The organism is Bradyrhizobium sp. 1 (assembly GCF_023073315.1).
Lineage (GTDB): Bacteria > Pseudomonadota > Alphaproteobacteria > Rhizobiales > Xanthobacteraceae > Bradyrhizobium.
The window spans coordinates 438,416-452,679 of the sequence record NZ_JADPJH010000014.1 but is presented as its reverse complement, the minus strand read 5'-3'; the positions used below and the strand labels follow the sequence as shown (position 1 = coordinate 452,679).

At 64.8% G+C, this 14,264-nt stretch carries 15 protein-coding genes; 10 read left to right on the top strand and 5 right to left on the bottom strand.

What is annotated here, in order from left to right; genetic code table 11:
- Positions 1–765 precede the first annotated feature (765 nt).
- A complete protein-coding gene (locus tag IVB29_RS10815; protein ID WP_247503366.1) occupies positions 766–1,479 on the bottom strand; it encodes a DUF599 domain-containing protein in 714 nt (237 codons plus the stop codon).
- Positions 1,480–1,601: 122 nt separating this feature from the next.
- On the opposite strand from IVB29_RS10815, the gene IVB29_RS10810 reads away from it, so the two are divergent.
- The 5 genes from IVB29_RS10810 (at position 1,602) to IVB29_RS10790 (ending at position 4,744) form a co-directional block, all read left to right on the top strand.
- Entirely contained in the window at positions 1,602–2,264 is a 663-nt protein-coding gene (locus IVB29_RS10810) for a glutathione S-transferase family protein (RefSeq protein ID WP_247503365.1), read from the top strand.
- An 88-nt stretch (positions 2,265–2,352) separates the two neighbouring features.
- Complete coding sequence (locus IVB29_RS10805; RefSeq protein ID WP_247503364.1) at positions 2,353–2,721, top strand: YidB family protein; 369 nt, start codon at positions 2,353–2,355, stop codon at positions 2,719–2,721.
- Positions 2,722–2,909: 188 nt separating this feature from the next.
- A complete protein-coding gene (locus IVB29_RS10800; RefSeq protein WP_084292202.1) occupies positions 2,910–3,113 on the top strand; it encodes a hypothetical protein in 204 nt (67 codons plus the stop codon).
- Between the two features lie 152 nt (positions 3,114–3,265).
- A complete protein-coding gene (locus tag IVB29_RS10795) occupies positions 3,266–4,261 on the top strand; it encodes a hypothetical protein (RefSeq protein ID WP_247503363.1) in 996 nt (331 codons plus the stop codon).
- 42 nt (positions 4,262–4,303) lie between these two features.
- The gene (locus tag IVB29_RS10790; RefSeq protein ID WP_247503362.1) at positions 4,304–4,744 is read left to right on the top strand and encodes a DUF1489 domain-containing protein; all 441 of its coding nucleotides are present in this window, start codon (positions 4,304–4,306) and stop codon (positions 4,742–4,744) included.
- Positions 4,745–4,747: 3 nt separating this feature from the next.
- Here IVB29_RS10790 and IVB29_RS10785 read toward each other — a convergent pair whose 3' ends face one another.
- Both IVB29_RS10785 and panC read right to left on the bottom strand, forming a co-directional pair.
- Positions 4,748–5,239, bottom strand: coding sequence for a hypothetical protein (locus IVB29_RS10785; protein ID WP_247503361.1), 492 nt, complete (start codon positions 5,237–5,239; stop codon positions 4,748–4,750).
- A gap of 121 nt (positions 5,240–5,360) precedes the next feature.
- Positions 5,361–6,212, bottom strand: coding sequence for a pantoate--beta-alanine ligase (gene panC / locus IVB29_RS10780; protein ID WP_247503360.1), 852 nt, complete (start codon positions 6,210–6,212; stop codon positions 5,361–5,363).
- A gap of 284 nt (positions 6,213–6,496) precedes the next feature.
- Here panC and IVB29_RS10775 point away from each other — a divergent pair, with 284 nt between their 5' ends.
- From IVB29_RS10775 to IVB29_RS10765, 3 genes are all read left to right on the top strand, one after another.
- Positions 6,497–7,420 (top strand): division plane positioning ATPase MipZ, encoded by a 924-nt coding sequence (locus IVB29_RS10775; protein WP_247503359.1) that lies wholly within the window; start codon positions 6,497–6,499, stop codon positions 7,418–7,420.
- Between the two features lie 344 nt (positions 7,421–7,764).
- The gene (locus tag IVB29_RS10770; RefSeq protein WP_092030249.1) at positions 7,765–8,625 is read left to right on the top strand and encodes an alpha/beta fold hydrolase; all 861 of its coding nucleotides are present in this window, start codon (positions 7,765–7,767) and stop codon (positions 8,623–8,625) included.
- Positions 8,626–8,764: 139 nt separating this feature from the next.
- Entirely contained in the window at positions 8,765–9,508 is a 744-nt protein-coding gene (locus IVB29_RS10765; protein WP_247503358.1) for a VWA domain-containing protein, read from the top strand.
- Positions 9,509–9,511: 3 nt separating this feature from the next.
- Here the strand turns inward: IVB29_RS10765 and tehA are convergent, their stop codons facing one another.
- Positions 9,512–10,507: a dicarboxylate transporter/tellurite-resistance protein TehA gene (gene tehA / locus IVB29_RS10760; RefSeq protein ID WP_247503357.1), complete on the bottom strand. Its 996-nt coding sequence runs from the start codon at positions 10,505–10,507 to the stop codon at positions 9,512–9,514.
- A gap of 156 nt (positions 10,508–10,663) precedes the next feature.
- On the opposite strand from tehA, the gene IVB29_RS10755 reads away from it, so the two are divergent.
- The gene (locus IVB29_RS10755; RefSeq protein ID WP_247503356.1) at positions 10,664–11,389 is read left to right on the top strand and encodes a DnaJ domain-containing protein; all 726 of its coding nucleotides are present in this window, start codon (positions 10,664–10,666) and stop codon (positions 11,387–11,389) included.
- A gap of 310 nt (positions 11,390–11,699) precedes the next feature.
- Here IVB29_RS10755 and IVB29_RS10750 read toward each other — a convergent pair whose 3' ends face one another.
- Positions 11,700–13,532, bottom strand: coding sequence for a D-alanyl-D-alanine carboxypeptidase (locus IVB29_RS10750; protein WP_247503355.1), 1,833 nt, complete (start codon positions 13,530–13,532; stop codon positions 11,700–11,702).
- Between the two features lie 389 nt (positions 13,533–13,921).
- On the opposite strand from IVB29_RS10750, the gene IVB29_RS10745 reads away from it, so the two are divergent.
- Positions 13,922–14,260: a phasin family protein gene (locus tag IVB29_RS10745; RefSeq protein ID WP_247503354.1), complete on the top strand. Its 339-nt coding sequence runs from the start codon at positions 13,922–13,924 to the stop codon at positions 14,258–14,260.
- Positions 14,261–14,264 lie beyond the last annotated feature (4 nt).

Genomic DNA, 14,264 nt, shown 5'->3' with positions numbered 1-14,264 from the left:
CAAAAATATTCCACTTTACCGAAATTCGGTTTTAGCGTATGTGTCGACCATCCCGGCTCATCCTTGAGGGGCGATCGTACGTCGTCACGATATGCGAGCCGGGTTGCGGTGGACGCGGCAGCGTCGTGCGCGAGAGGTGCGGGCAGGGCGGGTAGTCCCTGTGAGCCCGTGGCCACGTGCGGACGAGCGGCGCCGAAGTCCGGCGAAGCCTCTTGGCGAAGCCGGATGAGCTGCGTACGGCAAAACCGTGTGGTCCTGGCCGTCGTTGCTACGGTCAAGCCTTTCGCGGAGATGCGCGCGAGCCCAACCGGGCGGACAGCATCGTCAATTCGCGGGGCGAGGGAGGCCAGAAGGAAAGTTCGGCTCCCGGGAGAGCACGGCATAAGCCGTCCGACCATCGCGCAGGGAAGGCCGAGTGATTGGCACCACCTGTATGCTGCTGTGCGGTTTTCCTGCGTGTGCTTTTCGCGCAGCGGACCGCGGGTGCCAGCCTGCACCCGGCCTTCCCTGCGCCCTCTTGGCTCAAGAGGGTGAAGCGACGAAGCAAAGCTCGGGCGAAATGCGCCGCGAGGACGCGAAGGTGTGTCCGAGTTGAAGATGAACGCGAAGAAATCCGCTCTCGTGCCCCGGACGCGGCGCAGCGTCCCTTTGACGGTGCGCTGCAGAGCCGGGGCCCACGTCGCTGCATTGGACCGTGTCGCCATCTGGGTCCCGGTTCTGCGCAGCAACGCTAAGAGCGTTGCAGCGCGCCCGGGACACGAGACATCAATGACCGCGCTTGACCTCATCCACGGCCATCGCCTCCGGCGCCATCGCGGCCCAGGCGCTGGATGCGAACTGCCGGCGCCAGGTTACGATCACCACGGCTGCCGTGGTCACGAACAGCACCCAGGGGCTGACGAACCAGCCGAGATAGCCGAGCGCGAAGAAAAAAGCGCGCTGGCCGCGGTTGAAGTGGCGGCCGGCGGATTCGAAGACGCGCGAGGTGCGGATGACGTGGGCCTCGGCCTCCGGTGTGTCGCGCTGGGAGGCGAGCGGCATGCCGCCGAACAGGATCGCGACATAGTTGAACAGGCGATAGGCCCAGGCGAACTTGAAGAAGGCGTAGACGCAGATCAGCACCAGGCCGACGCATTTCAGCTCCCACATCGCGGGCGAAGTGCTGAGATCGATCGGCAGCTTGCTCAGGATCATGATCGCGTCGTTGGTGGCGTGCAGCAGCGCCAGCGCGCCCCCGAGCGCGAACAGGCTGGTGGAGGCGAAGAAGGCGGTGCCGTTCTGGAGCGAGGCCATGATCTGCATGTCCACCATGCGCGCCTCGCGGTCGAGCAGGCGGCGGACCCAGACCTCGCGGTAGCGGTTCATCCGCGCCGACAGGCTGTCGCGGCCATAGGCCGAATGCTCGAGCGTTACGGCATAGACCAGCCATTCGATGATGAAGAAGCCGACGGCGGTGATGTCGACCCAATGCCTGCTCATATCTTGCTCCTCAGGGATCGCAACGATTGCCACGCATGCCCCATGGCGGCAACGATTGATTGGTGGCAGGTGATGGCGCTAAAAGCAGCCGCATCAGACGGACTTTCGGAAGGACCAGTGACATGGCTGCTCTCAAACTTGCCATCGGCAACAAGAACTATTCGTCATGGTCGATGCGGCCCTGGCTCGCGCTGCGCGCCAACGACATCCCGTTCGTGGAGACCCTGATCCCGCTCTACACCGACAACCCCGCCGACAAGGAACAGATCCTGTCCTTCAGCCGCGCCGGCAAGGTGCCGGTGCTGGTCGACGGCGAGACCGTTGTGTGGGATTCGCTCGCTATCATCGAATACATCGCCGAGTGCTACCCGGAGAAGAAGTTGTGGCCCGACGAGGCTGCGGCCCGCGCCCATGCCCGTTCGGTCTGCGCCGAGATGCATTCCGGTTTCGTGCCGCTGCGCAGCGAATGCGGCATGAACCTGCACCGGCCGGTCCGCCCCGTGGCGCTGTCGGCGGATGCCAAAGCCAATGTCGCGCGCATCGAGGAGATCTGGCGCGAGTGCCGGGCGCGCTATGGCGATGGTGGACCTTTCCTGTTCGGCCGCTTCGGCGCTGCGGACGCCATGTATGCGCCGGTCGTGCACCGCTTGCGCACCTACGCGATCGACGTCGCGCCTGATACGAAAGCCTACATGGAGACGATGATGGCGCTGCCGGCATTCCAGGAATGGACTAGCGAGGGGCTTGCCGAAACACTCGTCATCGCGAAGTTCGAGGACGCGTAACCCGCGAAAGTGATTGAGCGCGGCTTGACGATGCGCCGCATGGCGGCGCTCAATTACGGCGCAACGACGGCTGAGGAGAGGGCACGCCATGGGAATTCTGGACTCGCTGGAAAACAACCCCGCGCTGCGCAGCGCACTCGGACAGCTCGGCGCCGCCGTGCTGCCGGCCGTGCTGAGCGAGGTGCTCGGCAGCAACAATCAGGGCGGCCTCAGCGCGATCGTGGCAAAGCTCCAGCAGGCGGGCCTCGGCGACCAGGTCAAATCCTGGCTCGGCAACGGCCAGAATCTGCCGATCTCGGCCGACCAGCTTCGCGCCGTGCTCGGCAACGACACCGTCCGCCAGCTCGCTGCGCGCTACAACATCCCGGTCGACCAGCTCGGCCAGATCCTGGCCCAGGAGCTGCCCAAAGCCGTCGATCATGCGAGCCCCGACGGCAAGTTGCCGCATACCGCCTGATGGGGCGGTTCCAGCGGTATTACCGTGGTCCGTTGTTCCCGTTATCGTCCTGAAAAGACTTAAAAATTTGTAGGTTTGCCATGCTCGCATGAGGCTGGCCAAAAACGTCGCATGCGTGCTATACAGCGGCTGGGTTTCCGGTCGGCCATCGCAGTGGGACATTCGGCGAGGCAGGCGTTGTTTGAGTAATGGAGAGGGTGTTGAAGCACAAATTCCCGATTGGAACGCGCGTCTTGTTCACGGCAAGCAACGTTGCGCGCCCGGCTGCCAGCGGTTCGTATGAAATCATCCGCCTGCTGCCGACGGACGGCGACGATTGCCAGTACCGGATCAAGAGCTCGACCGAAGCCTTCGAACGGGTCGCCAAGGAAAGCCAGCTCGCTCAATCCTGACGCGCGGACTACTGCGCATTGACGTTGCGGGTGAAAGATCCGCTCGCCGTCAAAAGGCCCGCTTCACCTCGACAAGGTGGGCCGGGGGCAGTTTCCGACTCACGGTGCTCGCTTGACCATTCGCTCTCAGCTCGCGTGAAGGGACGCCGCGCATGAACTGGGCATGGGCCTCGTCGCTCGACCAAATCTGGCGCTCGCCGGCCTTCCCGATGTGGATGACGCTGGCGGCTGCCGGCTTCTTCGGATTGATTCTGCTGATCACGCTGCTGCGCGCCGAGAAATCGGTCGCCAACGGCGCGCTGACCGTCATCACGCTGCTTGCGATTGCCATCGCGGTCGCTGCCACCGTGCGCGTCTATGGACCGCCGGGGCAGATCGCGCCCAGCGAGGCGCGCGCGCAGGCTGCGGTCACCGCAAGCCTGCCGGCGCTGTCCTGCCTCGACGATCTCGCCGGTGATGCCGTCGCCATCGGCTGCGAAAAGGTGCTGTTCGGCGCGCCCGACACGGCGGCTGCCGCCATCGTCTACACCGCTGCCAGGATCGACCGGCTGACCGCGCTCGGCGACGCCGCGACCGCCGAGAAAAGCCTGACGCCCGACATGAAGGTGCTGCGCAAGTCGCTGGAGCACGATCGCTACGGCCTCGTCGCGCAGGTGCTGGTCGCCCGCGACGGCTGCACGCAGTTCGATTGCGCCGCCTTCCGCTCGCTGACCGATCAGCAGCAGGTCGCCGCCAACATGGATGCGCATCTCTACGATCAGCTGGTCGCGCGCTACGCGCCGGGCTGGAACGCGCCCGCAGCAGCGCCGGCGACGGCGGCCATGCCGATGCCGGGAGCGCTTGCCGGTCTGCCGCCCACGATGCCGACGGGCAAGCCGACCAATGCCGAGTTCCCGAGTGCCTCGTCGACGCCGCCGGTGAGCATCATGAATCCGGAGCCGCCCACGGCAGCGACGCGCCAGGCGGCGCCTTCTGCCAACGCAGCCGCTCCGCGCGCGCCGGCCGCGACCTCGGCGCAGGCCTCAGCTCCTGCGGTAGCGCCGGCCGCAGCAAAGAAGCAGCCTGCCGCGAAACGTGCACCGGCTGCCGCGCCGGTTCCGCTCGCACCGCCACCGGCCTCGGCTCCCGCGGCTGCGGATAACGAATAGATCGGCATTCCAAATGGGTGGCTGGCCCGCTAATGCTGGGCCATGCCACTCCATCTGATCAAGCTTGCCGTCGGCTGCGACTCCGTCAAGGAATTGAAGGAGTGGGTGGCCGAACGGATGCAGACCGCCAAGAAGAAGGGTCTGCCGCAACATCACATCCACATCACCCGCATGACGCCCAAGCGCGACGCCGAGATCCTCGCCGGCGGGTCGCTCTATTGGGTCATCAAGGGCGAGGTCGCCGCGCGCGAAAAGATCATCGGCATCGAGCCGTTCCGCGACAAGGACGGCATCGGGCGCTGCCGCATCGTGATGCAGCCGAAGGTGATCATGGTGTCGCCGCGGCCGATGCGCCCGTTCCAGGGCTGGCGCTATCTCGCGGACGATTCCGTACCGCTCGATCTCGGCAAATCCGCCGCCGGCTCGATCGCGGCGATGCCTGAGCCGATGCGCCGCGAGCTGCGCGATCTCGGATTGCTGTAGCCGCTACTGCGAAGGCGTCACGATGTGCAGCCGTGCCCAGTCGGCCGGCGGTATGACGACCGGTCGCCCGCCTTCGCCGATGCGATCCACGATGTCGATGAGATCCGGCGCAATGCCCATCTCGTTCAGATATTTCCGGTGTTGTTCGCCAAAATACTCCGTCAGGCTCTCGCGCTGCTCGGTCGAGACGTTGGGTGCAAGCCGGTTACGGATGCCGCGACCTCCAAGCACCACTTTCGCGCCCTGCGGCAGGCTGCGATGCACTCCGCCTGCCAGCGTGAGCACGCAAGCGAAATCGCAAATCAGATCCGACACCGACAATCTTGCATCAAGCGGTCCGCCCGGGCGCTTCAAGGTGAAGCATTCCGCCTCCGGTTTCCCGGCACAGGCTGCGACCTCGGTGGTCCCAGCCGTGGCGTCGAGACCGCGGTCGCGCAGGATGCGGCCGAGGCTGCTCGCGACCTTGAGGTTGGACACACCCCAGCTATGGATCACGACAGGCAGCTTCGCCGCTCACGATTATCGTGCAGATCAATGACATGCTCTGCCGGCCGGTTCGTTTCCCCGCGCCGATCATCCATCCGCGCGAGGGAGCGCGCAAGATCAACCTCGGCGTTCACACCGCGATATTGTCGATCAGCCTGGTGTTGCCGAGCTTGGCGGCGACCAGGATGCGCAATGGGCCGTCCTTGCGCGAGGTGACCTGTGCCAGCGTCTCGGCACGGCGGACCTCGAAATAGTCGAGCGCAAAGCCGGCCGCTGTGATGCTCTCGGCGCCGCGCGCCATCGCGGGCGCGATCGCTTCGCCGGCACGGATGCGGCGGGCGCTGTCCTTCATGGCGCGGTAGAGGACGGTTGCGGTCTGCCGCTCCTCGGGTGAGAGGTAGACGTTGCGCGAGGACATCGCGAGCCCGTCGCGCTCGCGCACCGTGCGGGAGCCTATGACTTTCACGCCGAGATCGAGATCCCGCGCCATCTGCGAGACCACCCGCAATTGCTGAAAGTCCTTCTCGCCGAAGATCGCAAAGTCCGGCCGGCATTGCGTGAACAGCTTGCCGACGACGGTGGCGACGCCGCCGAAGAAGTGCGGCCGGAAGCGGTCCTCGAGGCCGGCCAAGGCCGGGCCCTCCGGCACGATGCGGGTCGCAAAGCCCTCCGGGTACATCGCCTCGACGCCGGGGTGCCAGACGATCTCGACGTTCTCGGCCGCAAGCTTGGCGATGTCGGACTTCCACGTGCGCGGATAGGCACCAAAGTCCTCGGTCGGAGCGAACTGGGTCGGGTTGACGAAGATCGACACCACGACGCGGTTGGCGCGCCGCTTGGCCAGGCGCACCAGCGACACATGCCCGTCATGGAGCGCCCCCATGGTCGGGACCAGCGCGATCGTGGCCTTTCGCTTGCGAAGATTGTCGACGGCGCGTCGCAGGGTGGGGACCGTGCGGGCGATCAAGGGGCTTCGTGACATCAGGACTCGACAGCGTTGGGGATTTGAAGCGGCGCGTCCCGGCGCCCGCAGGGCTAACCTTAACAAGCGGCGCTCGTGGACGCCATGCATCCGGATGCGGCACAGCATCCCGCCCGAAGCCGCGCATGATGTTGCGACATTGTGGGCTGGATCACAGACGGCAGCATGTGCCGCGATTCATGATGAAGAACGGCGCAGTGCGAATTGCATTTACTGTCACGCATTTAACTTGACCGCAGACGCGGCCATCTCGAAGATATTCGTCAGGGGTTTTGAGGATCACTATGCTTGTGCAGGCTAGCCAAGGCCAATCCGGCTCGGCGCATGTGGTCGTGCTCGGCAACGAGAAGGGCGGCTCCGGCAAATCGACCACCGCCCTGCACATCGCGGTCGCGCTCCTGAAGGCCGGCCAGCGCGTCGCCACCATCGACCTCGACTGCCGCCAGCAGAGCTTTACCCACTACATCAACAACCGATCCGCCTGGGCCCGCCGCACGGGGCTCGGCCTCGAACTGCCGCTGCATCGCTGCATCAAGCTCGGCGAGACCATGCAGGTCGCCGAGAACGAGAATTCCGAGTTCCTTCAGTTCATGGAAGCGGTCTCGGCGGTCGAGAGCAGCTTCGACTTCATCGTCATCGACACGCCCGGCACCGACAGCTATCTGATGCGCCTTGCGCATTCGATGGCCGACACGCTCGTCACCCCGATCAACGACAGCTTCCTCGACTTCGACGTGCTCGGCACCGTCGATCCCACCAACTACGCGGTGACGGGCGAGAGTCATTACGCCGAGATGGTGCGGGATGTCAGGCGCAAGCGCCGCCAGCTCGACGGCTCCTCGACCGACTGGATCGTGGTGCGCAACCGCCTGTCGATGCTCGGCTCCCGCAACAAGCAGCTCGTTGCCGACAGCCTGAAGGATTTGTCGCTGCGGCTCGGCTTCCGCTATGTCGACGGCTTCGCCGAGCGCGTGGTCTATCGCGAATTCTTCCCGCGCGGACTGACCGCGCTCGACGAGATCGACGAGGCCACGCTCGGCATGCGGCCCAATCTCGGCCACCTGACCGCGCGCGAGGAGGTGACGAGCCTGCTCCGCCAGCTCAAGCTGCCGCTCGACGAGCGCGGCCGCCGCCGTGCGGCAAATCGCGCCGAATGGTTCAGCCAAGTCGACAAGCCGCTCGAGGTCCACGACATCCTCGGCGCCTGAGCCAGCGGTATATCGCTACTTCCAGCTGCTCAAAGCCGCCGGTTCCCGCGGGAACAGAGCGCGCGCCCGACCGTTTTCACCCAGCGTTTACCGCGAAAATGAACCCAATCGAGACCGGTTGCGTCGGATGGTAACCTGCATCCTGGCGTAGCGGTATGAGAACGGGGTGCCCAAGAAACGTGTGCGCCGCACAATGAAAGGGCGGCCGGTTCACAATATTTAGCCTTCCTGTCACGCCCCTGTGACATATATTAGGGAATAGGCGACCAGGGGCCGAAGAGCCCCGGAAGAACACGATTTTCAACAGGGATTCAGGCCGAAAGAGCCTGAGGCTGAGGACGAAAATGAAGCGTGGAATTGCCGTTCTGGTTTCGGTCAGTGCTCTCTGCGGCGTCGCCTATTTTACGGCGAGCAAGTGGGCGATCAAGCACGAGACCATCACCTTCTACGACGCTTCGCGCGACAACCGTCCCGTGCCTGTCGATATCGCGATCCGTCGCGACAAGGAAATGCAGGCCAATGCCGGCATGATCACGATGCCGGTCGCCGTGATCAATCACGGCAACACAGTCAAGAACACCGAGTACGGCTTCCTCGCCAACATCTTCGCTGCGCGCGGCTACCTCGTCGTGAGCCCCCAGCATGATTTGCCGACCGATCCTCCGATGGTGACCAAGCCCGGCGAGATCTACGTCGGCCGCCTGCCGCAGATTCTGCGCGGCGTCGCCAATATCCATCTCGCCATGCAGGAGATGAAGAAGGTTCAGCCCAACGCCGACTACGACAGGGTGACGATGGTCGGCCACTCCATGGGCGGCGACATCACGATGTATTTCGCCAAGCAATATCCGGATGAAGTCAAGAAGGTCGTCACGCTCGACAATCTGCGCGTGCCCTTCGTCACCGCTGGCAAGTTCAAGATCCTGTCGTTCCGTTCGCAAGATCCGCAGTTCAAGACCGATGCGGGCGTGATCCCGACCGACGAGGAATGCGAGAAGGCCGGCATTCAGGTCGTGAAGACCGAATTCCAGCACAACGACATGCGCGACACCGGTCCGGATAACGCGAAGAACTCGATCCAGGGCATGCTCGACAAGTTCCTGAGCGATACCGACAGCGCGATCGCACCGGTCGACACCCGCTCGGCCCCGCCCAAGATCCTGGAGCCCGGTCCGGTTGCTCTGATGGCGCCCGCCAAAAGCTGACAGCAACAAGAGCTGACACCGCTCTGATCGTCAGCACGACTTCCAAAGCCTCCGTCGGCAGCCGCCCGGGGAGGCTTTGCACATTGACCGGGCGGCATGCGCTATCCACATTAGCTGCTCGTGCAAGAGGTGAGCAGGGATGCCCGGCGAACCCGTCAAACCGCGTGACCGTGATGCCGTCTCGACCGAAGCCGGCGGTGCGCTGCCGAAAGCCAGCACCTCGGAGGATATCGCCGCCTTCGTCGCCAAGGCGCGGGCGCTGTCACCGCACGCGCCCGGCGCCAAGGGGCGGCTGATCTTCGCGCTGGATGCGACGATGAGCCGACAGCCGACCTGGGACATGGCCTGCGCGCTCCAGGCGGACATGTTTCGCGAGACCGCAGCGCTCGGCAGTCTCGACATCCGGCTCGTCTACTATCGCGGCTACAACGAGTGTCGCTCCACGGGCTGGATTTCCGATAGCGCGAGGCTCGCGACGCTGATGAGCAAGATCGATTGCCGCGGCGGCGACACCCAGATCGGCAAGGTCCTGAGCGAGGCGCGGCGCGAGGCGGTCGCATCCGGTGTGCGGGCGGTCGTCTTCGTCGGCGATGCCATGGAAGAGAAGGTCGACGAGCTCTGCGCCAAGGCCGGCGAGCTCGGCATGCTCAAGGTACCCGTCTTCCTGTTTCAGGAAGGCGACGACGCGGTGGCCGAAAGGGCCTTCCGCGAGATTGCGCGGCTGACCGGCGGGGCCTGGTGCCGGTTCGATCCCGGTGCGGCGGCGCAGTTGCGTGAGCTGCTGCGCGCTGTCGCGGTCTACGCCGCCGGCGGCCGCGAGGCGCTGTTGAAATTGGCGAAGAGCGCCGGCAGCGCGGCCAAGCTGATCGGCCAGATGAAGTAGCGCTCAGGCTGGTGCGGCTTGCGTTGGCGGCACCGCTGTGACCGGCGGCGGCAACAGGCGTCCCTGCAGCATCAGGCGCAGCGTGCCGAGCGCGATCAGTCCGACCACGATGTTTGCGGCGGCAAACAGGCAGGGCGCAAGGAGTGCGATCGCACCGGTGTCGCCGTGTCCGGCCATACGGATCGGCGCGATTGCAAGTGCCGTCGCGCCGAAAGTAAAACCCCAATAGGACACCGAGAACGGCTGCTCCATGATCCACGGCAGCAGCCGAAGCAGCAGCAGTGCCATCATCAGCCCGTAGCCCACCAGGATATGCGCAGCCATGTCCGGCACGCCGCCGTTGACCGCGAGCCATGCGACGGCGCCGACCGCGGGCGGTGCGAGCTGGATGCCGAGCGTCGGCCGCAGCGCGACTGGTAGCGTGGCAGCGATGTAGAGCCGGTGCAGCAGCACGGATTCGATCGCGAGCCAGGAGAACAGCGCGACGCCGAAAGCGAGTTGCCCCCAATCGGGGTAGCCGAGCGCCGAGGACACCGCAGCCGTGACGAAGCCGCCGGCCACGGTCGGCAGATACAGGACCGGCGTGGTTGCGGTGTGGTCGCGGTTGCCGCGCCATAGCAATCCCGTTCGCCACAGTGCGAAGCCCAGTGTGAACGCGGCGCCCACGCCGAACAAGATGATTGCGGCAAGATGCGAATAGGGCTCCGCGGCGATTGCGATCAGCATGGTGGAGACGCCGGCAAGACCGATGAAGCAGCACTGCACGGGATGATGAGCTTCGCCGAGCGATTCCGCGCGCGCAAAAATCCAGCGCAGGATGAAGAGAACCAGCAGCAGAGCCCAGACGATGGAAGCGAGGCCGAGCAGGATCTCGCCGACGATCGCCGGCAGATGCCAGACCTGATGCGCGACGCGCCAGGCATTGCCGAGGCCTGCGAGGCCGAGCACGATGCCGAAGAAGGCGGCCGGCACGATCGGCGGCTTGAACCCGTTGCTCATGCTCTTCCCCAAAATGCTCACCCCCACGCGGCCAGCCGTGCCGGAATGACCGGGCAGGGCGCTTATCGGCAAACGAATTTCCCGTGTCACCCTTCAATCGTGGACGCGGGCGAAGGACGCCATGCTTTTTGACAAGAGGACGACTATATTCCGGCCATGACCCTGATCGCCGGCGCCATCGCAATTATCACGCTTTATCTGCTGCTCCAGATGTTCCGCTCCGCCAATCCGGCGGTGCTGGCGCGCACCATCAAATTTGGCGGCGGCGTGGTCGCGCTCGCGGTCGCGGCCTTCACGGGCTTGCGGGGTGAGCTGGCGGTTGCGATCCCGCTCGGAATTTTTGGCGCCGGCTTGCTCGGCTGGACGCCATTGGCGAACGCCGGCTTCGGCAATATCGGCGGGCTGTTCGGCGGCGGCGCGACGCGCCCGACCGGTCAGGCCTCACGCGTGCGCTCGCAATTCCTGGACATGCGGCTCGACCACGATTCCGGCCAGCTCAAAGGCCAGATCGTCGCCGGGCCTTATGCCGGACGCGAGCTCGACGAGTTTGACCTCGCGGGCCTGCTGGCGATGGCCCCGGCGTTCGACGCCGAGAGCGTGGCCTTACTTGAAAGCTATCTGGACCGCCGGTTTCCCGCCTGGCGTCAGAACGCGCAGGGCGACGCGGCAGGGCGGCAGCGCCGCACGACGGCGAGCGGTAAAATGACGACGGAGGAGGCCTATCAGATCCTTGGCTTGCAGCCGGGCGCGGGGCGCGACGACATCAGCAGGGCTCACAAGTCCCTGATGAAGAAACTCCATCCCGACCAGGGGGGCTCGACGTATCTCGCTGCCCGTGTGAACGAGGCCAAGGATACTCTGCTTCGTACGCATAACGGCTAACTCCGGCATCACGCTACAAACGCTAATCCCGCGTCAGCTCCGCTTGCTCTGTCTGCCGTCGCCCCGATGCCCGCCTTGTCGGCGTGGTCGATCTGTTGAGTAAAAATTTAACCGTAAATCGTTGACGAGAGGTTGTCGCGGAACCGACTTTGCGCGACCTGGGTCCCTAAAGCGCGACGAGATCATCGCGCGTTAGGTTGTTGTTTGGGCATGATCTTTTCGGAAAACCGCTTCGCACTTTGCCGGATCATGCCTCGAAACAAAAATGCCCGCGCAAGGCGCGGGCATTTTGATTGGGCGGTCCGGTAAATCAGTTGCGGACGGTGATGCAGGAGATGTCGGCGCGCTTCAGGGCGCGGCAGACGGCTTCGGCCTGGTCGCGCTCGAGCCCGGCGAAACGGGCGCGGTAGAGCTTGCGATTGTCCTTGGCGACAACAGGCTCGGTGAACGGGTCGGCCTTGCTGAGCAGGCCGCGGGCCGAGCTGCGCGCGGCATCGATGCGCTGCTGGGCTTCGTTCTCGCTCTCGAGCGCGCCGACCTGGACGATCCAGCCGCTGTGGGTGACGACCGGCCTGGTGGTGGCGCTCATCTGGATCGTCTGCGGCGCCGGATCGGCGGAGGCGAGCTTTGCGGCTGCCGGGGCGGGCGCGGCGGCGGTCGCAGCCGGCAGCACGCCCAGGATGCCGTTGCCGGTGCCAAAGCCCGCCGGCTGACGGGGCATTTCGGCGCGGGCGATCTCGGCCTTCGGCGCTTCCGGCTGGCTCATCATTTCGGGCTTGTTGATGAGATCGGCCCGGGCGACGACGGCGCCGGAGGTTTCCGCCACGTCGGAGCGAGGGGCAATCGTGTTCGTGACCTGCGGTCCGACCTGAGCGGGGGCGGCGGAGGCGACCTTGACGGTGCCGGCCTTGACCTGAACGGTCTTGACCCGGACCGGCTTCATCGGCTCGGACGAGCCGGGGATGATGGAGAGCGGCTGGCTCGAGATCACGCCACTGGTGAGCGGCGCCGGCTCGATCTTGGATTCAGTCGGCCGAACTTCAGGCTTGGCCTGAGCCGGCGGCATCGCGGCAGTCGCAGCGGCGAGGGCGGACAGGCGCGAAGCAAGACGCGACGGGGCGGCTTCAGGGGCGGCCGCGGCCTGAACCTGCGGCGCGGCGCGGGCGGGGGTCTCCGATGCATCGGTGACGTCGGTATTGGCGTCAGCGCCGTTGCGCTCGGTGACCGCGGCGACGGTGTGGGTGGTCGCGCCCTTCTCGAGGTTCTCCGCGAGCAGGTTGCGCATGATGGCGTCGCGCGAGCCGCCGCTGCGGCCGCCCAGCACCACGCCGATCAAATGGCGGTTGCCGCGGCGCATCGAGGTCACGAGATTGAAGCCGGAGGCGCGGGTGTAGCCGGTCTTGATGCCGTCCACGCCCTCGACGCTGCCGAGCAAGTGATTGTGGTTGCGGATCGACTGGCCGCGCCAGTTGAACGTCGAGGTCGCGAAATAGCGATAATAGCGCGGGAAGCGCTCCTGGATGGCGCGGCCGAGCGTGGCCTGGTCGCGCGCGGTCGTGACCTGCTCGTCGTTGGGAAGGCCGTTGGCGTTGCGGTAGACCGTCCTGGACATGCCGAGCGAGCGCGCCTTGCGCGTCATCATCGTGGCAAAATCGTCCTCGTCGCCGCCGATCGCTTCGGCGATCACCACGGCGGCGTCGTTGGCCGAGCGGGTGACGAGACCCTTGATCGCGTCCTCGACGCGAATGGTCTGGCCGGCACGCAGGTTCAGCTTGGTTGGATCCTGATCGGCGGCATGCTGGGACACCGGCATCTCGGTGTCGAGCTTCATCTTGCCGGACTCCAGACGCTCGAACAGCAGATAGAGCGTCATGATCTTGGTGAGCGAGGCGGGATGACGGATCCCGTCCGGGCTGTTCGACTGAAGCACCGTGCCGGAATTGCCGTCGACGATGATCGACGCGAATTTGGGGCTGGAGCTCTCGGACACATCGCGCTGCACCCGATGGTGCGCGGTGTGACGAGACCGATGGCGCCGCGCCTCGGCAGCATCTGTGGTGAAGATGACTGCGGTGGTGATCGTAAGAAGCCCGAAAACGCCAACCCGCGCCAAGCGCGAGGAAGCCAAGTTTTTACGAAGCATGGAACCCCGTCCCCGTTTCTGACTTGATCACCGGCTCGTGAGGCGAAATTGTGCCCACTGGACCCGTGATCATTACCTGCTCAGGCTGTCCCTCCGCTGGTGTTCGCCGCGGGGGACGTTGGGCCTGAGCCGCTATTCTGGCTAAGGTGATGTTCTCAAACGGCTTTTGGCCGATTGCGGAAGCTGAACACGTCCAGAGAATCAAAGTAGGGGGCCGCGGTTTCCAAAAGCTTAAGGAACCATTGCGGGAAACTCCGGGAATCTCAGCGATTTGGATCTGATTTTGTGCGGCGCACAAGATTCTTGACTTTTTTGTGCGTTGCACTAATTGTGGGCAGAGTCAGGGAGCCGGGGCTTCCGGACGCGAGCTAGGGAAAAGGGATTCCGAAATGTTCAAGGTTGAAGACATTCAGAGCTACGGGAAAGAGCACTTCGAGACGTACGTCGCTTCCGCGACCACGATGCAGCATGGCCTCCAGGCGATCGCCAGCGCCTATGGCGACTACACCAAGAAGTCGTTCGAAGACACCAAGTCCTTCGTCGAGAAGCTTTCCGGCGTGAAGTCGATGGACAAGGCGATGGAAGCGCAGACCGAGTTCGCTCGTTCCGCCTACGAGACCTTCGTTGCGGAATCGCAGAAGATCGCCGGCCTCTACAGCGACCTCGCCAAGCAGGCGTTCAAGCCGGTCGAGACCATCGTTTCGAAGTTCACCCCGGCCGCCAACTAATTTT